The organism is Cupriavidus sp. KK10 (assembly GCF_018223725.1).
Lineage (GTDB): Bacteria > Pseudomonadota > Gammaproteobacteria > Burkholderiales > Burkholderiaceae > Cupriavidus > Cupriavidus necator.
Genome location: NZ_CP073677.1, coordinates 3324607 through 3348973 on the forward strand (window position 1 = coordinate 3324607; position 24367 = coordinate 3348973).

At 67.6% G+C, this 24367-nt stretch carries 21 protein-coding genes; 14 read left to right on the forward strand and 7 right to left on the reverse strand.

Annotation, left to right across the window (positions count from 1 at the left end):
- Positions 1-98 precede the first annotated feature (98 nt).
- On the forward strand, positions 99-572 hold the full coding sequence (locus tag KB879_RS39385) for an FAM174 family membrane protein (RefSeq protein ID WP_249221317.1): 474 nt from the start codon (positions 99-101) through the stop codon (positions 570-572).
- A 30-nt stretch (positions 573-602) separates the two neighbouring features.
- Here the strand turns inward: KB879_RS39385 and KB879_RS15660 are convergent, their stop codons facing one another.
- Both KB879_RS15660 and KB879_RS15665 read right to left on the reverse strand, forming a co-directional pair.
- A complete protein-coding gene (locus tag KB879_RS15660) occupies positions 603-1706 on the reverse strand; it encodes a metal-dependent hydrolase (protein WP_211982053.1) in 1104 nt (367 codons plus the stop codon).
- On the reverse strand, positions 1682-2305 hold the full coding sequence (locus tag KB879_RS15665; RefSeq protein WP_041228937.1) for a hypothetical protein: 624 nt from the start codon (positions 2303-2305) through the stop codon (positions 1682-1684). Before KB879_RS15665 ends, KB879_RS15660 begins: the two co-directional genes overlap by 25 nt.
- 278 nt (positions 2306-2583) lie before the next feature.
- On the opposite strand from KB879_RS15665, the gene KB879_RS15670 reads away from it, so the two are divergent.
- From KB879_RS15670 to KB879_RS15680, 3 genes are read left to right on the forward strand one after another with little or no spacing between them, the layout of a single operon-like run.
- On the forward strand, positions 2584-5430 hold the full coding sequence (locus tag KB879_RS15670; RefSeq protein ID WP_211982055.1) for an AMP-binding protein: 2847 nt from the start codon (positions 2584-2586) through the stop codon (positions 5428-5430).
- 59 nt (positions 5431-5489) lie between these two features.
- Positions 5490-6509, forward strand: a complete 1020-nt coding sequence (locus KB879_RS15675; protein ID WP_211982057.1) for a TerC family protein — start codon at positions 5490-5492, stop codon at positions 6507-6509.
- An 11-nt stretch (positions 6510-6520) separates the two neighbouring features.
- On the forward strand, positions 6521-6946 hold the full coding sequence (locus KB879_RS15680; protein ID WP_013953686.1) for a universal stress protein: 426 nt from the start codon (positions 6521-6523) through the stop codon (positions 6944-6946).
- Positions 6947-6952: 6 nt separating this feature from the next.
- Here the strand turns inward: KB879_RS15680 and KB879_RS15685 are convergent, their stop codons facing one another.
- Positions 6953-9151 carry a TonB-dependent receptor gene (locus KB879_RS15685; protein ID WP_211982059.1) on the reverse strand — a complete coding sequence of 733 codons (2199 nt, stop codon included), beginning with the start codon at positions 9149-9151 and terminating at the stop codon, positions 6953-6955.
- Positions 9152-9464: 313 nt separating this feature from the next.
- Between KB879_RS15685 and KB879_RS15690 the strand changes: the two genes are divergently transcribed.
- A complete protein-coding gene (locus KB879_RS15690; RefSeq protein ID WP_013953688.1) occupies positions 9465-10085 on the forward strand; it encodes a flavodoxin family protein in 621 nt (206 codons plus the stop codon).
- A gap of 75 nt (positions 10086-10160) precedes the next feature.
- Here the strand turns inward: KB879_RS15690 and KB879_RS15695 are convergent, their stop codons facing one another.
- Positions 10161-11120: a LysR family transcriptional regulator gene (locus tag KB879_RS15695; RefSeq protein WP_013953689.1), complete on the reverse strand. Its 960-nt coding sequence runs from the start codon at positions 11118-11120 to the stop codon at positions 10161-10163.
- Between the two features lie 120 nt (positions 11121-11240).
- Here KB879_RS15695 and KB879_RS15700 point away from each other — a divergent pair, with 120 nt between their 5' ends.
- Together KB879_RS15700 and KB879_RS15705 are read left to right on the forward strand one after the other, a co-directional pair.
- Positions 11241-12410, forward strand: a complete 1170-nt coding sequence (locus KB879_RS15700; protein ID WP_153953336.1) for a M20 aminoacylase family protein — start codon at positions 11241-11243, stop codon at positions 12408-12410.
- Positions 12411-12476: 66 nt separating this feature from the next.
- Positions 12477-13802 (forward strand): MFS transporter, encoded by a 1326-nt coding sequence (locus KB879_RS15705; RefSeq protein WP_211982061.1) that lies wholly within the window; start codon positions 12477-12479, stop codon positions 13800-13802.
- A gap of 183 nt (positions 13803-13985) precedes the next feature.
- Here KB879_RS15705 and KB879_RS15710 read toward each other — a convergent pair whose 3' ends face one another.
- Complete coding sequence (locus KB879_RS15710) at positions 13986-14807, reverse strand: CoA ester lyase (RefSeq protein ID WP_211982063.1); 822 nt, start codon at positions 14805-14807, stop codon at positions 13986-13988.
- Positions 14808-14817: 10 nt separating this feature from the next.
- On the reverse strand, positions 14818-15990 hold the full coding sequence (locus tag KB879_RS15715) for a CaiB/BaiF CoA-transferase family protein (protein WP_153953334.1): 1173 nt from the start codon (positions 15988-15990) through the stop codon (positions 14818-14820).
- Positions 15991-16115: 125 nt separating this feature from the next.
- Between KB879_RS15715 and KB879_RS15720 the strand changes: the two genes are divergently transcribed.
- Together KB879_RS15720 and KB879_RS15725 are read left to right on the forward strand one after the other, a co-directional pair.
- A complete protein-coding gene (locus tag KB879_RS15720) occupies positions 16116-17096 on the forward strand; it encodes a LysR substrate-binding domain-containing protein (RefSeq protein ID WP_153953333.1) in 981 nt (326 codons plus the stop codon).
- A gap of 107 nt (positions 17097-17203) precedes the next feature.
- On the forward strand, positions 17204-18187 hold the full coding sequence (locus tag KB879_RS15725; protein WP_153953332.1) for a tripartite tricarboxylate transporter substrate binding protein: 984 nt from the start codon (positions 17204-17206) through the stop codon (positions 18185-18187).
- A gap of 379 nt (positions 18188-18566) precedes the next feature.
- On the opposite strand, the gene KB879_RS15730 is transcribed toward KB879_RS15725, so the two are convergent.
- Positions 18567-19130, reverse strand: coding sequence for a winged helix DNA-binding protein (locus KB879_RS15730; protein ID WP_249221134.1), 564 nt, complete (start codon positions 19128-19130; stop codon positions 18567-18569).
- Between the two features lie 108 nt (positions 19131-19238).
- Between KB879_RS15730 and KB879_RS15735 the strand changes: the two genes are divergently transcribed.
- The 5 genes from KB879_RS15735 to KB879_RS15755 all read left to right on the forward strand — a co-directional run bounded on the left by KB879_RS15735 (position 19239) and on the right by KB879_RS15755 (position 24303).
- Positions 19239-20357, forward strand: a complete 1119-nt coding sequence (locus KB879_RS15735) for an LLM class flavin-dependent oxidoreductase (protein WP_153953330.1) — start codon at positions 19239-19241, stop codon at positions 20355-20357.
- Positions 20344-20871 (forward strand): flavin reductase family protein, encoded by a 528-nt coding sequence (locus KB879_RS15740; RefSeq protein WP_013953698.1) that lies wholly within the window; start codon positions 20344-20346, stop codon positions 20869-20871. The genes KB879_RS15735 and KB879_RS15740 overlap by 14 nt, the downstream gene beginning before the upstream one ends.
- 26 nt (positions 20872-20897) lie before the next feature.
- Positions 20898-21677, forward strand: coding sequence for a cyclase family protein (locus KB879_RS15745; protein ID WP_013953699.1), 780 nt, complete (start codon positions 20898-20900; stop codon positions 21675-21677).
- A 45-nt stretch (positions 21678-21722) separates the two neighbouring features.
- Positions 21723-22775, forward strand: coding sequence for a porin (locus tag KB879_RS15750; protein ID WP_153953329.1), 1053 nt, complete (start codon positions 21723-21725; stop codon positions 22773-22775).
- Positions 22776-22965: 190 nt separating this feature from the next.
- Positions 22966-24303, forward strand: a complete 1338-nt coding sequence (locus KB879_RS15755; RefSeq protein ID WP_211979382.1) for an MFS transporter — start codon at positions 22966-22968, stop codon at positions 24301-24303.
- Positions 24304-24367: the final 64 nt, after the last annotated feature.

A 24367-nucleotide genomic window follows, 5' to 3' on the forward strand; every position in this document is an offset into this window, starting at 1 on the left:
GCCAGCATCCGCTGGCACGTCTGCAATCGGTGGCGGCTGGTACCAGCATTTCATGCGGTGCCACGCCCGCTTTTTCCTGAATCATCGGATGCTTGACCATGCAACAAGACGTTCACCTTAATTGCCACGGGTGGCATGCACCGCGCCATTTTTTGCATGCTCGGTGGATGCTGCTGTTCAGTCTGCTGCTTACCGGATGCGGCGGAGGGGATTCCGCCCCCGCATCAATGGCAGCCACGCAGCAAGCTTCGTCGGGACCGAGCCCATTGGCCGCGCAAAGCACGTCGCCAGGAGGGGCAAAATGGGCACCGTCGGCCGTGACGGACGAAGCTGCCGTGCCTTCGGTTGGGTCCGCCAGTATGGTGCAACTCAGCGCGCTACCGCAGCTGTCATCGCTGTCCGACCGTGAGAAGGCGGGGTTGCTCATGCTGCTGCCCTCCAAGTCGTCTTCGCAACGGCTGGCATTGATTAACATGTATCCCAGTCTGGTCAAGCTGCCGGCCCAGCAAAAGGAGCTGTTGCTGGACCAACTGGAAAAAATCGTCCCGGTCACGGTAAGTCAGCGTCAATGACCGCTTTCCGACAGAGGCTTCGCTGCCATGCTAGTCGAGGCGCTGACGCTGGTCCTGGCTGAAATAGGCAAGCCGGTACAGCCGCCACGGTGCCTGCGCACTGTCGCGGCAGTAGCCATAGCGGAAGGTGTCTTCCAGCGCGGGCAGGTCGTAGCGCAGGTCGGTGAACCAGACGCAGGCGACTGTTTCGCCCGGCGGCACGGATGGCGATGCCCGCATCGCCGTGATGGCGGACAAGGCCGGATAGACCGCGAATTGCCTGAAATCGGCAAAGTCCGGCCGCACCCAGAGCTGCCATGCCAGCGCCTGCTCAGCCGGCGCCTCCGGCGGCCGCGGCCGCTGTGTCCAGGCCATGCACGCGGGCGGCTCGTAGGCCCTGGCCATGGCCGGCAGGCGCCCCAGCACCTGCCATTGCGGCACCCAGGCCGGATGCCCGGCCAGGTTGACGTGGGCGACGCGGTAGTCTGTCTCCGCGCGGGCGATCAGTTTCCAGTTGAACGGAGAAAATGGCTGGGGCAGCGCGTCCACGCCCTGCGCCTGGATGCCGGCGGCGCGCAAGGATTCGTTGCCCAGTTCCAGCGCCCGTTGCCTGAGCACGGCCTGGGCGCCGACATAGGCGCACAGCAGCGCGATCCCCGCCAGGGCGGCCCGACTGCGCCACTGCAGCGCTAGGAACAGTGCCAGGACCAGGCCGGACACGACGATGCCGCTCAGCAACGGATCGACCAGGAAGCTGGTGCCAAGGCTGAAGCGCCGCTCGGAGCCGGGATAGAAGATGCGGGTGCCATAGACGGTGATCAGGTCCAGCGCGATATGGCTGGCCACGCCGAGGCAACTGACCGCCAGCGCATCTCTCCACGCCTCGCGCCGGCGGGCCACCAGGCAGAACAGGCCAGCAAGGAGCGCGCCCCAGGCGGGGAGCAGCAGCAGCGAATGGGTCGGCCCCTGGTGCCACTGCGCCAGGAAGCGCAGCGGATGGACCAGGAAGCCCAGAAAATCAATATCCGGAAAGGCACCGGCGGCAGCGCCCAGCAGCAGGCGCTCGCGCGTGCTGAGTCGCCGGCCGGGGGCCTCGGCCATGGGGATGGCAAGCGCGGCCTGCGCTCCCATCAAGGCATGCGTGATCGTATCCATCCCGACCGGCCCCCCTTGTCGCCAGGGTGGCGCCAGGCCAGGCGCTCGGCGCAGCGCAGTTGCCGTTCGAGCCAGGCTTGCGTGCGCCCGGTATCCGGCGAACGGTCGCGCAGCCAGTAGCCGAAGGTGGAGAGGAAGATGCCGGTCAGCACGACCTCCCCCACTTCGCGGCGCCAGCCGGATTCGGGCAGGCGGGCCGATTCCCGCAGCCACTGCACGGTGCGGCTGATATGCAGCAGGCCCTGTACCTGCAGATGCACGTGCTCTGGCTGCAGCTTGTAGCGCAGCATCTGGGCGGTGAGTTGCCGGTGCGGGGCCAGCGCCTCGAGCCAGGCGAGGATGGCCTGCTCCAGGCGCTCGCGGTGCGATAGGGCAGCCCAGCCTTCACGCGTGGCAGCGCGCACGAGCGCAAGGTCGGCACGTTCGAACCAGGCCTCGGCCAGGTCGTCCTTCTGCAGGTAATGTCGATGAATCTGGTCCAGGCCGATGCCCATGTCATCGGCGACGTCATGCAGGTGCAGGGCGTCCCAACCGCTGCGCTCGCCGAGCATCAGGGCGACCTCCAGGATCCGGCCGGCCAGGGCTGCATCGTCGTTCATGACGTTGCCATCCTCGGGAATGCGCGTCAGCGCTCTACCTTCCAGCATAGAGAGGCAGCCCGCGTGCGAGCGCGAATTTCTTTGCCATGTGCACGATGCTGCCGGATCGGCGTGCAGTCGGGGGCTTGCCGGCCTGTACCCGGTTCGGCACCTGCCTCGACAATTTCCGCACGCGGGCTATCTTTAGGGTGTCAGTCCAGGCGCCATCCGGAACGGCCGCCGTGCCAGCCAGAATTCGGCGGCGGCCGCGGCGTTGCGTGGACAGAGGCCGTACGCGCATGAAAGCGGATTCTCCCCCGAGGCAGAACTACGAGGATGCCCTGCTCGGCATCGTGCGGGAGATGTCTTCGGCCATGCGCCCGCCGGCAGAGTCTGAAGTGACGGTCGCGCTGGACAGCACGCTCGAAGGCGAACTGGGCTTTGACAGCCTGACGCGCGCCGAGCTGCTGACCCGCCTTGAACACCGCTTCGGCGTCAGCCTGCCAGAGCAGGTGCTGGCCCAGGCCGACACCCCGCGCGCGCTGCTGCGTGCCTTGCTCGCCGCCCAGGACCTCCCGCCTGGCGCAAGCGGCGCGCACCTGCGCCAGGCCCGCCCTGCCCGGGCGGCGCAGGCGCCCGAGGGCGCCGCCACCTTGCCGGACGTGCTGCGCTGGCACTTGCGCAGCCACCCGGAGCGCACCCACATCATCCTGCAGGACGGCGACGGCGCAGACACGCAGATCAGCTTTGCGCAGCTGCACCGCCGCGCCGCGGCCATCGCCGCCGGACTGGTCGCCCGCGGCGTGAGCGCGGGCACGGCCGTGGCCATCATGCTGCCCACCAGCCCCGAGTACTTCTACAGCTTCTGCGGCGTGCTGCTGGCGGGCGGGATTCCGGTACCGCTCTACCCGCCGGCGCGGCTGGCGCAGATCGGCGACCACCTGCAGCGCCACGCCGGCATCCTGGCCAACGCGCAGGCGCCGATCCTGATCACGGTGGCCCAGGCGCGGCCGCTGGCGGCCCTGCTCAAGGCCAGCACGGGAACGCTGCATAGCGTGCTCACGCCGCAGGAACTGGAGGACGGCGGCGGCGCCCCGGTCCATCCGATGCTGCGCACGCACGACATCGCCCTGCTGCAATACACCTCGGGCAGCACCGGCTCGCCCAAGGGGGTCGTGCTCAGCCATGCCAACCTGCTGGCCAACCTGCGCGCCATGGGCAAGACCCTTGCCGTCGGCTCGCAGGACGTCTTTGTCAGCTGGCTGCCGCTCTATCACGACATGGGCCTGATCGGCGCCTGGCTGGGCAGCCTGTACTACGCCTACCCGCTGGTGGTGATGTCACCGCTTGCCTTCCTGGCGCGGCCCGAGCGCTGGCTCTGGGCGATCCACAAGTACCGCGGCACGCTCTCGGGCGGGCCCAACTTTGCCTTCGAGCTGTGCCTGCGCAAGCTGGCCAATGCCGACCTGGCCGGCCTGGACCTTTCCAGCTGGCGCTTCGTCTTCAATGGCGCGGAGCCGGTGAGCCTGCAGACCATGCGCGCCTTCATGGAGCGCTTTGCCCGCTACGGCCTGCACCCGCAGGCCGCCGCGCCTGTGTACGGGCTGGCCGAGGCCTCGCTGGGCCTGACCTTTCCGCCGCTGGGCCGCGGGCTGGCCGCCGACCGCATCGACCGCGCCGAGTTCACGCGCACTGCCGTGGCCGTGCCCGCCGGCGAACGCGAGCCCAATGGTGAGCGCAAGACCCTGGAATTCCCGTCCTGCGGCCGGCCGCTGTCCGGCCACGAAGTCCGCATCGTCGACGCCACCGGATGCGAACTGGGTGAGCGGCATGAGGGCCTGCTGCAGTTCCGCGGCCCTTCGGCCACCAGCGGCTATTTCCGCAATCCCGTGCAGACCCGCCAGCTGTTCGACCGCGGCTGGCTGAACACCGGCGACTATGCCTATATCGCCGCCGATGAGGTCTATATCACCGGGCGCGCCAAGGAAACCATCGTGCGCGGCGGCCGCAATATCTATCCCTATGAACTGGAGCAGGCGGTCGGCGCCATCCCCGGCATACGCAAGGGCTGCGTGGCCGTGTTCGGCAGTCCCGATCCGGAGAGCGGCACCGAACGCATCGTGGTGATGGCGGAAACCGCCGAGAAGGATGTGCAGGCGCGCCGCGCGCTGCACCGGCAGGCGCTGAAGACCGCCCTCGACGTGCTGGGCATGCCGCCCGACCATATCGCGCTGGTGCCGCCGCACAGCATCCTGAAGACATCGAGCGGCAAGATCCGGCGCGCCGCCTGCCGCGAGCGCTTCGAGCACGGACGGCCCGGCCGTGGCGTGGAGGCGCCCTGGCTGCAGATCGCGCGCTTTGGCTGGCGCGCGCTGCGGCCGGAGCTGCGGCGCGGCCGGCAGACCGCCGCGGGCCTGTCCTACGCCCTCTATGCCTGGCTCCTGTTCGCCGCGCTGGCGCCGGCAACCTGGCTGGCATCAGTTGCACTGCACCGGCCGGCACTGGGCTGGGCGCTCAGCCACCACGCTGCCCGGCTGTTTCTCAGGCTGGGCGCGGTGCCATGGTTCGTGCAAGGGCTTGAGCACCTGCCGCGCGACCGGCCCTGCATCCTGGTCTCGAACCACGCCAGCTACCTGGATGGCATCGTGCTGGTGGCGGCGCTGCCCGCGCCGGTATGCATGGTCGCCAAGCGCGAGCTGCAGGGCCAGCGCATTCCCGGCACCTACCTGGCCAGCATCGGCGCCGATTTCATCGACCGCTTCGATAACGTGCGCGAACACGAGGACGTGGAGCGCGTAGTGGCGGCGGTGCGCGCCGGGCATTCGGCGCTGTTCTTCCCCGAAGGCACCTTCGGGCGCGCCCCGGGGCTTCAGGCCTTCCGCTCCGGCGCGTTCCTGGCGGCCGCGCGGGCCGGCGCGCCGGTGGTGCCGGTCGCCATCCGCGGCACCCGCTCGGTGCTGCGCGACGGCCAGTGGCTGCCGCGCCGGGGGCCGATCGGCGTGGTATTCGGCAGCCCGCTCTGGCCGGACGGCGCAGACTGGCCGGCCGCCATGCGCCTGCGCAACACCGCCCGCGCCGAGATCCTGCATTACTGCGGCGAGCCGGACGCCCGGCGCACGACGCACCGGGATGGAAGGCGGGCCTAGTGCCCCGCGCCGCGAGGAACTTGCCATGACATCTGCCGACGGCGCAGGACACTAGCGGCATGGATACCTTTGCCACCGCCCCGATGTGGGCCGGCTTCCTGGTCCTGGTGCTGGGGACGCTGGTCGTGGACATCTTCGTCCTTGGCGGCCGGCGCGCGCACCGTGTTTCGACACGTGAAGCGCTGGGCTGGACCCTGACCTGGTCGACCCTGGCCCTGCTCTTCGGCATCGCCCTCTGGTGGCTGCTGGCCGGGAGCACCGGACGCGAGACCGCGGACCGCAAGGTGCTGGAGTTCTATACCGGCTACCTGATCGAGCTGTCGCTGTCGGTCGACAATATGTTCGTGTTCGCGATGATCTTCGGCTATTTCGCGGTGCCGCCGGAGTTGCAGCGCAGGGTGCTGCTGTTCGGCGTGGTCGGCGCCATCGTGATGCGCGCCGCCATGATCCTGGCCGGCGTGTGGCTGATCAGCGAATTCTCGTGGATCCTCTATGTGTTCGGCGTGTTCCTGCTGTTCACCGGCATCAAGATGCTGTTCGTCTCCAGGCGTGCCCCCGATCTCTCGCGCAATCCCATCGTTCGCTTCTTGTGCGCGCATATGCGGGTCACCGCGGACTATCACGGCGAGCGCTTCTTCGTGCGCATGGACGGCCTGCGCCATGCGACCCCGATGTTCCTGGTGGTGCTGCTGGTCGAGGCGACCGACCTGGTGTTTGCCGTCGACAGCATTCCGGCCATCTTCGCCGTCACCACCGACCCCTTCATCGTCTTCACCTCCAACATCTTCGCCATCATGGGGCTGCGGGCGCTGTACTTCCTGCTGGCCAACCTGGCGCAGCATTTCCAACACCTGAAGTACGGCCTGGCCATCGTGCTGGCCTTTATCGGCGCCAAGATGCTGGCCGAGCCGTGGTTCCATGTGCCGGTGCACTGGTCTCTCGGCGCCGTCGCCATGACGTTGCTGGTGTCGGTCCTGGTCAGCCAGGCCAGGGCCCGGCGCACACTTGCACACGCCGGCGACGAGCTGGGTAGCCACTGCGCGTCGCGCGAGCGCAGGGCGGGAAACAGGCGCACATAAGGAGCAATGCCATGAACAAGATCCTGCTTGCGACCGACGGGTCGGCCTATAGCGACGCGGCCGCGCGCTACCTGGTACAGAATCCCCTGTTCAGCCGCGACTTCGTGGTGCACGTGATGCACTGCGAGCCGGATGTGGCTGGCGACATCAAGACCTTCATCGACCGGCACACCCTCGATGCCTGGCATCGCGAACAGAACGACAAGGCGATGCAGTCCGTGGCCAGCATCCTGGGCGAGGCCGGTATCGCTTTCGAGTGCCATGGCGTCGTCGGCTTCGCGCCGGCGCGCATCGTCGAGTACGCGGGCAGCATTGGCGCCAGCCTGATCGTGATGGGTTCGCACGGCCGCGGCGGCTTCCTGGATGCCATCATCGGCTCGGTGGCCAGGCGAGTCCTTGCCCACGCGCACTGCCCGGTGCTGCTGGTCAGGAGCTAGCCACTCTCAAAGGGCGGCGCGCAGGCCCAGGAAGAAGCGGCGCCCGGGCGCGGGTTCGAAATACCGCCCGTTGGCCTCGTTGACGATCACCGAGCCGATATAGCGCCGGTCGGTGAGGTTGTCGATGCGGCCGAAGACGTAGAGCCGGGTCGGGCCGATGCGGAACTCATAGCCGGCGCGCAGGTTGAAGACCGCATAGCCGGGCGCGGCCTGCGTGTTGAGGTCGTCGGCGTAGACGCGGCTGTCCACGCGCATCTCGGCCCCCAGCGTCAGCGGCGCTGCCGGCCGCCATGACAGGTCCGCGCCCAGGCTGTGGCGCGCGGTGCCGGGCAGGCGGTTGCCGGCTGCCACGGTCTGGCCCTGCGCGTTGACGAAGCTGTCGCCGAAGTAAGCATCGAGCCAGGTATAGGCCAGTCCTGCCTCGATACGGCCGCCGCCGCCCTTGCCCGGCGTGCCCACCTCGCCGAGGAAGCCGCCGCGCCAGCCCAGTTCAAAGCCGCGCCGGTGCACGCCGCTGACATTCTGGTAGACGGTGCGCCCGGCGTTGTTCGATTGGGGCACCACTTCGTCGTGGCTGTCGGCATCGAACAGCGCCGCCTCCAGCCGCTGCCCCGCCGCCTGCCACTTGATGCCGATCTCGCCCTGGCGGCTGGTAGAGGCCTGCAGCCCCAGGTTGCTGCCGACGCCGCCTGGGCCGTAGGCGACTTCGGTCAGCGTCGGTGTCTCGAAGCCGCGGCCGAGGTTGGCGTAGACGTTGAGGGAATCGAGCGCGTGCCACACCACGCCAAGCACGGGGCTGACGTTGCTGTAGGTCGCGCTGCCACTGTCGTCGGGGCTGGCCGCATTGATGAAGTGGTCGTCAATGCCAAGCCGCACCCGGCTGGCGCGCACGCCGCCCACCAGTTGCCACGCCGAGTGGAAGCTCCAGTCGAACTGCGCAAAGGCGCCAAGGTCGGTCGCGGTATTGGTCTCGTCGCGGCGCAGCGCGCCCTGCGTGCCGTTCTGGTTGACGTAGCCGTTGCGGCCATCGCGCATGCCGTTGGCTTCGAGCCCGGCGCTCCATAGCAGCGGCAGGCCGGCGGCGGTGGTGGCGCGCCGGCTCCACGACAGCGCGGCGCCGCCGTAGGTGCGGTCCAGGTCGACGATGCCGCCGGCCGAATTCGGCGCGGCACCGCTGAGGCCCAGCCGCTGGTACAGGTTGCGCGTGCCGCCGTACAGGCGTGCCGACAAGCTGTCGGTCCCGGTCAGCTGGTGGTCCACCACCACGCCGGCCTGGGTCTGCTCGACATTCTTGCCGGTATCGAACTGGGTCGCCGCGGGCACCGCCTGGCGCGGGTTGGCATCGGCCTGCGCACGCGTGAGCCCCAGCGGGTCCTGCGCCAGCGGCTGGTTGAAATAGTTGAACTGGCCGGTCACGCGCGTGCCGCTGGCCGGCTGCGCCACGACCTTGGCATTGAGCTGGTAGCGGCGCGCCGCGCTGTGGTCGCGGTAGCCGTCGGTCTGGTAGGTCCAGGCATTGAGTGAGCCGCCGAGCCGGTCGTTGCCGCCGGCCAGCGCGATGCCCGCCTGCCACTGGCCATCCGAGCCGAACCCCGTCGACGCGCGCCCGCTGAAGCCATCCTTGGGCGGATCGGGCGTGAACACCTGCACCACGCCGCCCGACGCATTGCCATACATCTGCGCAAACGGGCCGCGCAGCACCTCGACGCGGCTGGCGTTGGCAAGGTCGGCAGTGGAAGCCTGGCCCTGCCCGTCCGGCATGGTGGCCGGGATGCCGTCGACATACAGGCGCACGCCGCGCACGCCGAAGGTAGAGCGCGTGCCAAAGCCACGCACCGCAAGTTGCAGGTCCTGCGAGTAGTTCTGCCGGTCGCGCACCGCCACGCCCGGCACGCCGGCCAGCACCTCGGACAGGTTCACCAGCGGCGTGGCGCTGCGCAGCGGATCGACCGGCACGCTGTCCACCGCCGCCGGCGCATCAAAGCGGCGCTGCTCGCCGCGGGTGGCGCTGACCACCACGTCGGGCAGCGTTTCAGCAGTGGCAGCGGCCACTGCCGTGCCGGGCGGGTCGGCGGCACGCGCGCCGGTGCTGGCAAGGATCAGCGCGGCCAACGCCAGCGCGGAGCGGTTCGCGAACGGGATGCGGGGGATACCGGAACGGCGCTGCTGCCGGACCGCCAAAATCTGCCTGCCGCCTGGTTTCATGGGGATCGGAAGCGGTTGCGGGTTCTGGCGCGGAGGACGGGGGCGCCGGGCACAGGTGAATGTGTCGCAACTTTATCGTGCCGACAGCACTATTGTCACGCGCGCGGCTGCGGGGAAAACCCGCGGAAGAGACCATGCCGAAACCGGATTCCAGATGTTCAGAAAAATTCAACAACTGATTGCATGGACGCTCACGCAACCAATTCCATGGCTCTCTACACTGCTTTCATCACCCGCCGCAACCGCACCAGTCCATCACGCGATGCAGCATAAGGGTATTCAGATTTCCGCAACTACCAAGGGATCCACCATCATGACCACCGCACAAACCCGCATCGCCATCGTCTACCATAGCGGCTACGGCCACACCGCCAAGCAGGCCCAGGCCGTTGCGCGCGGGGCCGGCAATGTCGCAGGCGCTGAAAGCCTGCTGATTCCGGTCGAGGACATCGACCAGCACTGGGACACGCTGGAGCAGGTGGACGCCATCATCTTCGGCGCGCCGACCTACATGGGCAGCGCCTCGGCACAGTTCAAGGGTTTCATGGACGCCACCTCGCGCAATGTCTTTGCCAAGGGCGGCAAGTGGGCCAACAAGGTCGCGGCCGGCTTCACCAACGCGGCCTCGCGCTCCGGCGACAAGCTGGCCACGCTGCAGCAGATCGCGATCTTCGCGGCGCAGCACGGCATGCACTGGGTCAACCTGGGCCTGCCCCCGGGCCACAACAACTCCAAGTCGACCGAGGACTCGCTGAACCGCCACGGCTTCTTCCTGGGCGCCGCCGCGCAGTCCAACGCCGATGAAAGCGCCGACGTGGTGCCGCCGCTGGCCGACCTGCGCACCGCCGAGCACCTGGGTGCCCGCGTGGCCGAAGTTGCGCAGCAACTGGTCGCGGGCCGGCGTGCGCTGGCTGAACTGAAAGAAGCTGCCTGATCCCGTCGCACTCTGACTGATCGGCCCCCATGGGGCCGATTTTCTTTTCCGGGGCAGTCGCGAGCCCCTGGGCGGTCAGTACAGGACTTCCAGCTCGTCGAACAACTCACTGTCCTTCTGCGCCGCCGAGCGCGCGCGGCGCCGGATTTCCTGCAGCAGGCAGTCGGTGAAGCACTGCGCCGCAGGGCTGCGCACCGCGTTGTGGCGCGTGATGACGCCGAGCCGGCTGGTCTCGAACTGCTCGGCCAGCGCAAAGACGTGGACCCAGCCGCGCATCGACTCGGTCAGCAACAGCGGCCGCGGGCAATAGCTGATCATGCCGGCATTGCGGATCAACTCCAGCAGCAGCGCGGTGGAGTGCGCGCAATGCAGCCGCGCCGGGTCGATGCGGGCTTCATGCTGCCAGAACAGGTTGCGCATAAAGGACTCGTAGCTGGCCGCGGTGTAGTTGACGACCCAGTCCTGCTCCAGCAGTCCGTGCAGCGACCGCGCATCCGCGCACGGGTGCCCGCGCCGCGCGATCACACACGAGGTGTAGGCAAGCAGCGGCTCGCACTCGAATTCCTGCGTGGACATCGCCGCCGTGAACGGCCCCACGGCAAAGTCCAGCGTGCCTTCGCGTAAGCGGGGCAAGGCCACCGCGGTCAGGCCTTCGAAGATCTCCACCTGCACGCCCGGCATGCGTTCGCGAAAGCGCAGCAGCACGCGCGGCAGGAAGGTCAGCATGACCCAGGGCGTGACGCTGATGCTCAGCCGCCCCACCCCTTCGCCGCGCAGCGTGGCCAGTTCTTCACTGGCGCGGGCGAGCTGCCCGACCACCAGCCGGGCGTGGCCCAGCATGCGCTGCCCCGCCTCGGTCAGCGCCACGCCGCTGGCGGTACGCGACAGCAAGGGCAGCCGCGCCTCGCTTTCCAGCTCGCGCAGCGCCTTGGTGACCGCCGCCTGCGACAGCCCGACCAACCGGGCGGCGGCGCGGATACTGCCGGCGTCGGCAACGGCGACCAGCGCCTGGATCTGGTGGAGTTTCATCGTCATGGCGGTTCGAACTGGTGACAACCAATGGTTGTCAGGATAACAGTATTGCGGCTATCGGCACGCGCGGGCCCTGCATAAGATCGGCCCACGCAATCCCCCGACAAAGCCTCCGGAGACCCCATGCACCCCGATCCCGTCCTGCCCGGCATCCGCGCCATCGAAGCCGAGATGGTGGACCTGCGTCACCGCATCCACGCCTATCCCGAGCTCGGCTTCGAGGAATTCGCCACCAGCGACCTGGTGGCGGAGTGCCTGCAGGCCTGGGGCTATGCCGTGCATCGCGGCCTGGGCGGAACCGGCGTGGTAGGCACGCTGCGTCACGGCGAAGGCCGCGCCATCGGCCTGCGCGCCGACATGGATGCGCTGCCGATCCGCGAAGCCACGGGCCTGCCGTATGCCAGCAAGATCGATGGCAAGATGCATGCGTGCGGCCATGACGGCCACACCGCCACGCTGCTGGCCGCGGCCCGCTACCTGGCCGAGCACAAGCCTTTCCGCGGCACGCTGCACGTCATCTTCCAGCCGGCCGAGGAAGGCATGGGCGGCGCGCGCGAGATGATCCGGGACGGCCTGTTCCGCCTGTTCCCCTGCGATGCGGTGTTCGCGCTGCACAACATGCCCGGCCACCCGACCGGCAAGTTCGGCTTCCTGGGCGGGCCGTTCATGGCCTCGTCTGATACTGTCACGATCCGCGTCACCGGACGCGGCGGCCACGGCGCGGTGCCGCAGCGGGCGGTCGATCCGGTGGTGGCCTGCGCGTCGATGGTGATGGCCTTGCAGTCGGTGGTGGCGCGCAATGTGAACCCGCTCGACATGGCCATCGTGACCGTCGGCGCGATCGAGGCCGGCAAGGCGCCCAACGTGATCCCCGAGAGCGCCGAGCTGCGCCTGTCGGTGCGCGCGCTGAAGGCCGAGGTGCGCGACCTGCTGCAGGCACGCATCACCGCGCTGGCGCATGCCCAGGCCGAAAGCTTCGGCGCCAGCGCCGAGGTCCACTACGACCGCCGCTACCCGGTGCTGGTCAACGACCCCGCCACGACCGAGATGGCGCGCGAGGTCGCGCGTGAATGGCTGGGCGAGGACGGCCTGATCGACAACATGGTGCCGCTGACCGGCAGCGAGGATTTCTCTTTCATGCTCCAGGAATGCCCGGGCTGCTACCTGATCGTCGGCAATGGCGATGGCGAGGGCGGCTGCATGGTGCACAACCCCGGCTACGACTTCAACGACGCCTGCCTGCCGCTTGCGGCCACCTACTGGATCAAGCTGGTCGAGCGCTACCTGCGCTGAGCCACGCTCCGCCGTCGACAATGACCGGCCCCAAGGCCGGCGCCACCCCACCCACGGAGACACCGAATGCCCACTTCCCTGCCCGCGCAGCCGCTGGACGGCGCTTATGCCGCGCCCCCGGCCAGCCGCGCCGCACCGCGCCGTGGCGTGATCGCAGCCATCACCATTGGCAACGGCCTGGAGTTCTACGATTTCACCGTCTACAGCTTCTTCGCGGTACTGATTGGCAAGCTGTTCTTTCCCGTGACCGGCAGCTTCGGCCAGCTGATGCTGTCGCTGGCCACGTTTGGCGTGGGCTTTGTCGCGCGCCCGCTCGGTGGCCTGCTGATCGGGCTCTATGCGGACCGCGTGGGGCGCAAGCCGGCCATGGCGCTGACGCTGTGGCTGATGGGGCTGGGCTCGCTGCTGTTCGTGGTCACGCCCACCTATGCGCAGTCCGGGCTGGCCGCGCCGCTGCTGATCGTGCTGGCGCGGCTGCTGCAGGGCTTTGCGCTGGGCGGCGAGGTCGGGGCCTCCACGGCGCTGCTGATGGAGTACGCCGACGACCATTCCCGCGGCTACTACGGCAGCTGGCAGCTGTTCAGCCAGGGCGTGAGCGTGCTGCTGGGGGCGGTGGTCGGGCTGTCGCTGACCAACGGGCTCTCGCCTGACGCCCTGCAAAGCTGGGGCTGGCGCGTGCCGTTCGCCATCGGCATCCTGGTGATCCCGCTCGGCCTCTATATCCGCCGTCACCTGGAAGAAACCGCCGAAGCGCCGGCCGCCGGCGCGCCGGGCCATGAACGTGCAGGCCTGACTGAAATCTTCCGCGGACACGGCCGCGTGGTGGTGGCCGGCGTGCTGGTGACCATCGGCGGCACCTCCGCCACCTATATCGTGCTGCACTACATGACCAGCTACGCGGTGACGGTGCTGAAGATCCCGCTCGGGCTCAGCATGGCCGCCGGCTGCGTCGCCGCGCTGGTGCAGGTGGGGCTGTCCGCGTATGCCGGCAGGCTGTCCGACCGCATCGGCCGCAAGCCCGCCATCCTGTGGTCGCGCGTGGCGATGCTGGTGCTGGTCTACCCCGCCTTCCTGCTGCTCAACGCACGGCCGTCGCTCGGCACGCTGCTGGCCGTGGTCGCGATGCTGGCCCTGCCGCTGGTGCTGAACGTGGTGCCGTCCGTGGTGCTGATCACCGAGCTGTTCCCGCGCCGCATCCGCGCCAGCGGATTGTCGGTAGTCTATTGCATCGGCGTGCTGGTGTTCGGCGGCTTCGCGCAGCTGATCGCCACCTGGCTGATCGAACTGACCGGCAACGCCAGCGCCCCGGCGCTGTATGTGATCGGCTGCGGCCTGATTTCGCTGGTCGGGCTGGCGATGGTGCCGGAGACGGCGGGCAAGCGGCTGGACTGACGGTGGCGGACTAGTGTCCTGTTCCGCAGATAGCTTGCCAAAATGAAATCGTCCAGTTGGCTGTCAGGCTAGGCGCGAGGAGGCGCCATAGCCATAGCTATGGCAACGACGAGCAACGACGAGCAACGACGCATGGCGGCCAACTGGGCGATTTCATGGCAAGGTATCTGCGGATACAGGACACTAAGCGCCGGACAAGATCCGGCGCGCGCGCTCCAGCACCGGACGGTCCACCATCTTGCCGTCCACCGCCACCGCGGCGCCATCGGCAGCGGCGGCCGCGGCCATGACACGCACGGCCCAGTGCCGTTCATCGGCCGACGGCACCATGCCGTCGTGCACGCCGCGGACCTGGCCCGGGTGGATCAGCAGCTTGGCGCCAAAGCCGAAGGCCCGGGCGCGGCGCGTTTCCGCGGCAAGTGCGGCGTCATCGCCGATTGCGGTGCAAACGCCATCCACGGGCGCGGGCAAACCCGCCGCGCGGGAATGAAGCACCAGCCGGCTGCGAAAGTGGTGCAACGCTTCGCCGTCGTCCTGCACGTCGAGATCGAACATCAGATCGATGCTGCCGAACAGCAGCCGGACCACGCCGCCGGCACGGGCCAGCTCGCGTAAGCCGGCAAAGCCGGCGGCGTTCTCGACCAGCGGGAAACAGCGCACACCGGGCAATGCCGCAGCCAGCGCATGGACGCCGGCCGGATCAGCCTTCGGCAGCACGATTTCCGAGACACCCTGCGCGCGGCACCAGGCGAGATCGTCTTCGTAGTACGCGGTATCGGCCCCGTTGATGCGCACCAGCATGGCGACGCCGGCTGCCGATGCCTGCGCGCAAAGCGCCGCCCATGGGGCGCCAAGTCCGTCGCGGGCCTGCCCCTTGTCGGCGGGCGCGACCGCATCCTCGAAGTCGACGATGACGGCATCGGCGCCGGAGACTATCGCCTTGGCGATGCGCTCCGGACGCGAGGCCGGGACAAACAGGTAGCTGCGCGGATTGGCGATCGGCATGGCGCTCCTTTCAGACTGCGCCGGCTGAGCGCAACGCGGCAATCTGCGCCGCGGTCTGGCCCAGATCGGCGAGGATGGCATCGGTGTTTGCGCCGAGCGACGGAATCGGGTCCATGCGTGCCTCGGTCATGCCCGGCGGCAGCAACGCCGGCACGGGACCCACCGGCGTGTCGACCTGGCGCCAGCGCTGGCGCGCCGCCAGCTGGGGGTGATCCCATACGTCAGCGATGGTGTTGACGCGCGCATTGGCGATCCTGGCGGCCTCCAGCCGGTCGACCGCTTCGGCGGCGGTCAGGCCCGAGAAGCTGTCGACGATGCGCGCGCGCAGCGCCGCGCGGTTCTGGTTGCGCAGGCTGTTGCTGGCAAAGTCGGGATGCGTGGCGAGATCGGGTTCGCCCAGCACTGCCTCGCAGAACACGACCCACTCGCGCTCGTTCTGCAGTCCCAGCATCACGGTCTTGCCATCGCCGGTCGGAAACGGGCCATAGGGATAGATGGTGGCATGTGCCGCACCCGCGCGCGGCGGCGGCTCGGCGCCATCGAAGGCGTAGTAGAGCGGGAAGCCCATCCACTCCACCATCGATTCCAGCATCGAGATATCGATGCGCTTGCCGCGCCCGGTCTTGCCGCGTTCGAGCAGCGCGGCCAGGATATTGGTATAGGCATACATGCCGGCCGCAATATCGGCCACCGAGGCACCGGCCTTGACGCCGTCCTCCGGCGTGCCGGTCACGGAGACAAAGCCGGACTCGCTCTGGACCAGCAGGTCGTAGGCCTTCTTGTCGCGGTACGGGCCGTCGCTGCCATAGCCCGAGATATCGCACACGATCAGGCGCGGGTACTTTTCGCTCAGGCTGTCGAAGTCCAGGCCCAGGCGCGCGGCCGCGCCGGGCGCGAGGTTCTGCACCAGCACGTCCGCGCGTTCGAGCAGTCCGGCCAGCACGGGGGCGGCCGCGGCGTGCTTGACGTCGAGCGTGAGGCTCTCCTTGGAGCGGTTGGTCCAGACGAAGTGCGAAGACAAGCCGCGCACGCGCGTGTCGTAGGCGCGGGCAAAGTCGCCGCTGCCAGGCCGCTCGATCTTGATGATGCGCGCGCCCAGGTCCGCCAGCTGGCGGGTACAGAACGGGGCCGCGATCGCCTGCTCCAGGGAAACGACGGTGATGCCTTCGAGGGGATGGGGCATGGTGGTATCCGGTTTTGCGCAATGTCCTGACGGCAATCTACCGGAGCGCGCCGCACCTGGGAAATACCGATTGCCGAGGGGATCATAAGTAAAATGAATACTTTGGAATTCTCCCGGAGCCTGCCTTGGACCTGCGCGCCATGCGCTATTTCATCGCCATCGTCGACCAGGGCAGCCTGACGCGGGCAGCCGAAGTGGTCTGCGTGGCGCAGCCCGCACTCAGCCAGCAGCTGGCGGCGCTGGAAAAAGAGCTGGGCGTGCCGCTGGTCCACCGCGGCGCCATGGGCGTCAGGCCCACGGAAGCCGGCCGCACGCTCTATCGCCACGCCCGCAATATCCTGCGGCAGGTGGAGATCGCAGGCGCCGAGGCCCGGGTGGCGGGCACGGATGTCACCGGCATGGTTGCCATCGGCCTGCCCACCACGGCGGCAGCGGCATTCGGCATGCCGCTGATCCGCGCCGTGCGCGCCCGCTATCCGCAAATCCGGCTGCAGCTGTTCGAGAGCATGAGCGGTTATATCTCGGAGCTGCTGGACCACAACCGGCTGGACTTCGCCATCCTGTTCCGCGATGTGCCGTCGCGCGCGGTGGAACTGGAGCGGCTGGCGAGCGAATCGCTATACCTGGTCGGAACGCTTCCCGTGACGCGCGGGCGCACAAAGGCGCAAGCGAAGCCTCGGGCGCAGGCCGGTGCGGAAGGCGCTACGGTCGCGATCAAGGCATTGGGCGAGCTGCCACTCGTGCTGCCAAGCGGCTCGCAGGGCCTGCGCGAAGTGGTCGAGCTTGCCTTCGCGCAGGCCGGCGTGCCGCTGAACGTGGTGGCCGACCTGGATTCGCTGCCCTTCCTGCTAGCGACCGCGCGCGAGGGCCTGGCCTGCACCATCCTTCCCGCGTCGTCGCTGTCCGACGCGGACAGCGAAGTGCCGCGGCACCTGATCGTGCCGGAACTGCGCCGCACGCTGTCGCTGTGCTGGCCACGCGCGCTGCCGCGCACCAGCGCGGCCGAGGCCGTGGCGGAGGTGCTGCGCGAACTGGTGGCCGAACGCATTGCGGCGGGCGGGTCGCTCAAGCCGCCGCTCATTCCGCCGCCTGCAGCCGATCAATAAAACTTATGCCCGTAGTCGGCGATTGAATTTCACGCCGGCGCAGCAGTCGGCTAGAGTTGCCACCAGCCTGGGCCGGCATTCACGGCCCCGCAACTCCAGGAGACACCATGCAACGCACCCGCCGCGCCCTGGCAGCCGCCGCTGCCCTGGCCGCCTGCCTGCCGCTGTTCAGCGCCAGGGCCCTCGCCGCCGATCCCTATCCGTCCAAGCCCATCCAGATGATCGTGCCGCAGGCGCCGGGCGGCACCAACGATATCGTCGCGCGCCTGGTCGCCGCGACCCTGTCGCAACGGCTCGGCCAGCAGGTGGTGGTGGAAAACCGCCCGGGCGCCGGCGGCAATATCGGCACCCAGGCAGCGGCCCGCACCGCCCCGGACGGCTACACGCTGCTGATGACCATCAGCAGCACGCAGGCCATCAACCCGTCACTGTACCGCAGCATCCCGTTCGACCCGGTCAAGGATTTCGAGCCGATCGCCCCGGTGGCGAGCGTGCCGAACGTGCTGGTGGCCAATCCCGCCTTCCCCGCCAAGTCGCTGCCCGAACTGATCGCGATGGCCAAGGCTAGCCCGGACTACTACCGCTATGCCTCCGCCGGCAATGGCACGCTGAACCACCTGCTGGGCGAGATGCTCAACAGCATGGCCGGCATCAAGCTCGAACACGTGCCCTACAAGGGCGTCGCGCCAGCGCTGAACGATGTGCTGGGCAACCAGGTGCCGCTGGCCTTCGCCAGCCTGCCGTCAGTGCTGGCCCATATCAAGGCGGGCAAGGTGCGCGCGCTCGGCGTCAGCTCCGCCAAGCGCTCGCCGTTCGCGCCGGACATTCCCGCGATCAGCGAAACCGTGCCCGGCTATAGCGGCGACCTCTGGGTCGGCCTGTTCGCGGTCAAGGGCACGCCGAAGGACGTGACGCAAAAGCTTGGCCAGGCCATGCAGGAGATCCTGGCGGACAAGACCCTGCGCGACAAGCTAGCGGCACAGGGCGCCGAAGTCATGACGGGCACGCCGCAGCAGTTCAGCAAGATGCTGGCGTCCGACATGGACAAGTGGGCCCGCATCGTGAAGGCATCGGGCGCGCAGGTGGACTGAGCGCAAAAGCACCCAGGCGGCACGCCAGCGGGCATGCCGCCACTCCCGCACACCCCCACCCTATCGGGCAACGAGCGCCGCCAGGTCCAGCCCCCCGCCGGTCGCGAAATTATTGCGACAAGACCCCTTCCAGCAGCTTTCCTCAACAGGTAGTTCCTACCTTCGGCTAATCGTCGGGCCAGATAGCTCCCATGACGGCGAGCCGCCAGGGCCATCCCACTTGGTGTTTTCCCTAGGGCAAAAAGCCTTGGCGAAGCCCGCGGCAGTGCGCTACATTTGAATCAAATAAATCTTTTATTTGATTATTTATTCGATGCGCGCGATACGTCACGCGCCACCAGGAGACAGCGCCCCCGATGAGTTTCCAAAACCACTCTTTCTAGCGACGGCGGTGATAGGTTGCGATTTCGCGCGTCGCGATCTCGTAGACCTTTTCCAGTTGTTCCAGCTGTCCGGCCGCCTTTAGGGCGCCGGATTTAGGGCCGAATTCGCCTTGCGCGGTCTCGAGCAATGTCTCGCGCCGCAAGCGGGCGAATTCGTCGCACACCCTTATGCCTTCGTCAGTGGCGAAGTAGTAAATGCCCGTGCGTGCGCTGCCGTATTTTTCGACCAGTTCGGCCTTGAGCAGCTTGCGCAACTCATATTGCATGTTGGGCACATCCTGGCGATTGGTCATGTGCAGCAGGTCCTTGATGGTCTTGGGCCGTTCGTGCATCCGGATGATGTGCAGCAGGGTATTTTCCTGCCCGCTCAGCGTAATACCGGTCACGGCAGCCAGGCATTCGGACTGCCACCGCAGGAACGACTGATAAACCCGCATGACGGCGTATTCGAGGTCGGTGATCTCGACGCTGAAATCATCCGTCGCCAGGTGCCAGCGATGTTGCTCGGCAGTGCGGTCGATTTTCGCGGATGGCGTGGAGTTACTCGAGGTCTTGGGCATTGTCAGCTCGACGCACGTTGCGTGCGTGGGTTTATCAGGGCAGTACGGGCGCCGCATTATCCGTGTGCGGCGCCTGCTTCAGGGATTCTACTTGGCCGGGAGATACGCATGAGAAAAATTCTGAACACGAAGGACTTTGTACTGGGCACGTTTGCGACCAATTGCTCGGGTGGCATGTCGGTAACCAAGATCGGCGAGCGCTGGGACAACTCGTGGGAAAACAACGCGAAGCTGGCCCGGATGCTGGACGACGCCGGTATCGACTTCATGCTGCCGATCGCGCGCTGGATCGGCTACGGCGGCGAGACCGACTTCCACGGCTCGGTGCTGGAAACGATCACGTGGGCTGCCGGGTTGCTGGCGCAGACCAAGAACCTGACGGTATTCGCGACCATCCACACCGCGGCCAACCACCCGGCGGTGGTGGCCAAGCAGATCGCGACGCTGGACCAGATCGGCCAGGGCCGCGCGGGCCTGAACATCGTGGCGGGCTGGAACCGCCCCGAGTACGAAGCCCTGGGCCTGCCGCTGGCCGCCGGCCACGACAAGCGCTACAGCTATGCGCAGGAGTGGTTCGACGTCATCAAGCAGATCTGGGAGCGCGACGGCGCCTTCAACTATGACGGCGAGAATTTCCACCTGAAGGGCATCTACGGCCTGCCCAAGCCGTGGCACGGCGAGCGCCCGCCGATCCTGAACGCCGCGGGTTCCGGCGAAGGCCGCGACTTCGCCATCCAGAACGCCAACTTCCTGTTCACGCCGGCGATCGACCTCGCGCGTTCCAAAGTGGAAGTGGCCGAGCTGAAAGCCAAGGCCCGTGCGGCAGACAAGCCAGTGCAAGTGCTGACCTTCTCGCACGTGGTGTGCCGCCCGACCGAGCAGGAAGCGCGCGACTATCTGCGCCACTTTGCGCAGGACAACGCCGACTGGGCCGCGGTGGACAACCTGGTGGCGCTGCAGTTTGCCAACGCGCAGTCGTTCCCGCACGACCTGCTGGCACTGATCCGCGACCGCATGGCGGCCGGCCACGGCGGCTTCCCGCTGGTGGGCACGCCCGAGCAGGTGGCCGACGGCATCTGCGCGCTGGCCGAAGCCGGCTTCAAGGGCACCACGCTGTCGTTCGTCGACTACGTGAAGGAGTTCCCGTACTTCCGCGACACGGTACTGCCGATCCTGGAGGCACGCGGCCTGCGCCAGCCCGGAGGGTCGAAAAATGGCGGCCAGTAAGCACGACCCGCTGGCTGCGCTGCAGCAGCAGTTCAAGCAGGCGATGCGTGGCTTCGCCGGCGCGGTGACCGTGGTGACGGTGGCCGAAGGCGAAGAGCGCAGCGGCTTCACCGCGACCTCCGTGTCGTCGTTCTCGGCCGAGCCGCCGATGGTGGTGGCGTCGATGAAGGCGACCAGCTCGTCGGCCGGGCTGCTGCAGAGCACGCGGCGCTTCGGCGTGAACCTGCTGCGCGTGGAGCAGCAGGCGATCGCGCAGCGCTTCACCGGCTTTGGCGGCGAGGCCGGCGCCGCGCGCTACGGCGGCGACGCCTGGACCCAGCTCACCCGCGACGGCGCCCCGGTGCTGGCCGATGCCGTGGTGGCCATGGATTGCGAGGCGGAGGAACTGCTGGAGCGCCACGGGCACATCCTGATCATCGGGCGGGTGCGGGCGGTACACGTGGCCGAGCAGGCCCCGGCGCCGCTGCTCTACTGGCAGGGGCGGTACACGCGGCTGGCACACGCGTCGGCCTGACACGGCGCACACAACAAGGAGACACCATGAGCAACACCGTGCAACAGCTTGCCGCGGACCTTTCCAGCGGCAAGGCAAAGATTATCGACCTGACTCAGACCCTGTCGCCGGACTTCCCCGCGCTGGTGCTGCCCCCCGAATTCGGGCAGGTGTGGGCGTTCAAGATGGAGCGCATCAGCCAGTATGACGACAAGGGACCGGGCTGGTACTGGAACAACTTCTCCTGCGGCGAGCATACCGGCACGCATTTCGACGCGCCGGTGCACTGGATCTCGGGCAAGGACCACGCCAACAACACCGTGGACACCATCGACCCGGCCAACTTCATTGCCCCCGCGGTAGTGGTCGATGCCAGCGCTGAAGTGGCGCAGAACCCCGACTGGGTGCTGACGGTGTCGCACCTGCAGCGCTGGGAAGCCGAACACGGCCGCATTCCCGCCGGTGCCTGGGTGCTGCTGCGCACCGACTGGAGCAAGAAGACCGACCCCGCCGAGTTCCTCGGCCTGCGCGAGGACGGTGCCCATACTCCCGGCCCGGAACAGGCTGCGGTCGAATGGCTGATCCATGAGCGCAACGTCCACGGCTTCGGCGTCGAAACCATCAACACCGATGCCGGCCAGTCGTACGCGTGGCCGCTGCCATACCCGTGCCACACGCTGACGCACGGCGCGAACAAGTACGGCCTGCAATGCCTGAAGAACCTGGACCAGTTGCCGCCTACCGGCGCGTTGATCGTGGCGGCACCGCTGAAGATCCAGAACGGGTCGGGCAGTCCGTTGCGGGTACTGGCGATCACGGCCACCTGACAGGCCGCGGACGTCCACAAAAGAAGAGAGAGGAAGAGAAGACAAATGAAGCACCAACGCAGGATCCTGGCCGCCGCGGCGGCCGCCGGCAGCCTCGCCTCCGGCGCCGCACATGCCCAGAGCGCCGTGCAGCTTTACGGCACCATCGACGCCTTTGCCGGCTCCGTGCGCGCCAGTGGCGATGCGCACAGCACTGCGGTCGTCGACAGTTCCGGCCTGACCACCTCGTACTGGGGCATTGGCGGGCAGGAAGCGCTCGGCAACGGCCTGAACGCCGAGTTCACGCTGGAGAGCTTTTTCCGCACGGACAATGGCAAGGTCGGCCGCTTCGACGGCGACGTCATGTTCGGGCGCAATGCCTATGTTGGCCTGAACGGAAGTTTCGGCGCGATCAAGCTCGGCCGCAACACCACGCCGTGGTTCGTGTCGATGTTGCTGTTCAACCCGGTGGCGGATTCGGCCGTGTTCTCGCCGATGTTCCTGCATGCCTACACCACGCCGCCTGGCTCGCCGGTCGGCAACTCGGTCGCAGGTGACACCGCCTGGGACAACTCAGTGCTGTACCAGAGCCCCGGTTTCGGCGGGCTGCGCTTCAATGCGATCTACTCGACCGGCGAGAGCGCCGGCCACCAGGGCAAGCAGAACTACGGCGGCAATGCCACCTACTTCAACGGCAACTTTGGCGCCACGCTGGCGGTGCAGCGGGCGGGGGTCAATGCGCCGGAATTCGCGGCCAGCGGCGCCAGCTACCAGATGGCCTACCTGGCCGGCCTGTCCTATGACTTCAAGGTGGTCAAGCTGTTCGGCCAGTACGCGCAGTCGGACAACAGCTTCAGCGCGCTGAGCCGCCAGCGCAACCGCACCATGCAGGTGGGCGCGAGCGCGCCGCTGGGACCGGGCTCGCTGATGGCAACGTGGGTGCGTACCTGGCAGGGCGGCAACGAGACGCTGGGCTCGGCCCGCCGCGATACCACCACGCTGGCCTACGACTACCCGTTCTCCAAGCGCACTGATCTTTATGCCGCCTGGCGCTATGACAAGGTGACCGACCTGAATCCGGGCAACACCTTCGGGCTGGGCCTGCGCCACAAGTTCTAGCAGGAGCCCGGCGCCTCCCTTCGAGGCGCCGATCAGATTTTCTTGGTCGCCCAAAAAAAAATATTTCCACAATCATATGTTTATGCCTAAACTATGTGGAACGATAACGAGCGCGTGGCGACGATCGCGCGAAACAGGTTCCCTGGCGGCTTCTCCGGTTCACCATCCGCCACCCATCAGGAGACAGACAATGACCCCAGCTGGCACCGCTCAGCCCTGGCGCCCCGCTTCTCGGGCGACCTATACCGTACTTTTCGTATGCTTCCTTGCGATTCTCTTTGAAGGCTATGACGTCGGCGTCATGGGAGCGGTACTGCCCACACTTGCCGACGACCGCAACTGGAACCTGACGCCGCTGGAACTCGGTGCCCTCAGCAGCTATGCCCTGGTCGGCATGTTCTTTGGCGCCTTCCTGATCGGCACGCTGAGCGAGATGATCGGCCGCCGCCGCATGCTGCTGCTCTGCGTTTCCCTGTTCTCGCTGACCATGCTGGGGGCGTCCTATGCGCCGACGCCCGCCACCTTCGGCATCCTGCGATTCATCGGCGGGCTCGGCCTCGGTGGCGTCATTCCCGTCGCCGCCGCCCTGACCATCGAGTACTCCCCGCCGCACCGCCGCAGCTTCAACTATGGGCTCATGTACTCGGGGTATTCCGTGGGCATCCTTTGCGCCGCGCTCATTGCGATGTGGCTGTTGCCCAGTCTTGGCTGGCGTGGCGTGATTGGCCTGGGTGCCGTGCCCATGGTGTTGATACCGCTGATGGCGTGGCTGCTGCCCGAGTCGCTGGAGTACCTGGTGGGGCAAGGGCGAATCGATGAAGCGCAGGCATTGGCCGATCGCACTGGCAATGGCCGGCTGCCGTCACAAGCCCGGCCCGCCAACAGCGCCGCCCGCGCCACCTGGCGCGACGTGATGTCGAGCATGTTCGCCCGCAAGCAGCTACGTGCGACGGCGTGCTTCTGGATCGCACTGTTCTTCGGCTTGCTGCTGGTCTACGGCCTCAATACGTGGCTGCCGACCATCATGCGCAAGAATGGCTACGACCTCGGCTCCAGCCTTTCCTTCCTGGTTATCTTCAGCCTTGCTTCCGCGGTAGGCGGCCTCTTCCTGGGCAGCGCGGCCGACAGGATAGGCGCACGTGGCACCGTCGCGGTTTTCTACCTGATCGGCGCTCTCGCCATCGGCGCGCTGATGTTCCGCAACTCCGTTGCCGTCAACTACCTGCTGGTCGCACTGGCAGGCGTGGGCAGCGTCTCGGCATCCCTGATCCTTACGGGCTATCTGGCCGGCTACTACCCGGCACACGCACGGGCCGCGGCAACAGGATGGGCCCTGAGCTTCGCGCGCTTCGGCGCCATGAGCGGCCCGCTCGTCGGCGGCTACGTGGCCGGCTCAGGCCTGAGTTTCGGCTGGAACTTCATCACGTTCTCAATTGCCGGCCTTGCCGCTGCGCTGGCTGTGGCGCTGCTGCCATCGGCACGGCAACCAGTCATCGTGGCCCGCGCCGGCCAGCAAAGCAACGCATAGATGGCCTGAGGAGGGACTTCGGCTTCCACGGAAGCCGTCCCCGTGACCTCGAGCTCCGTGCATA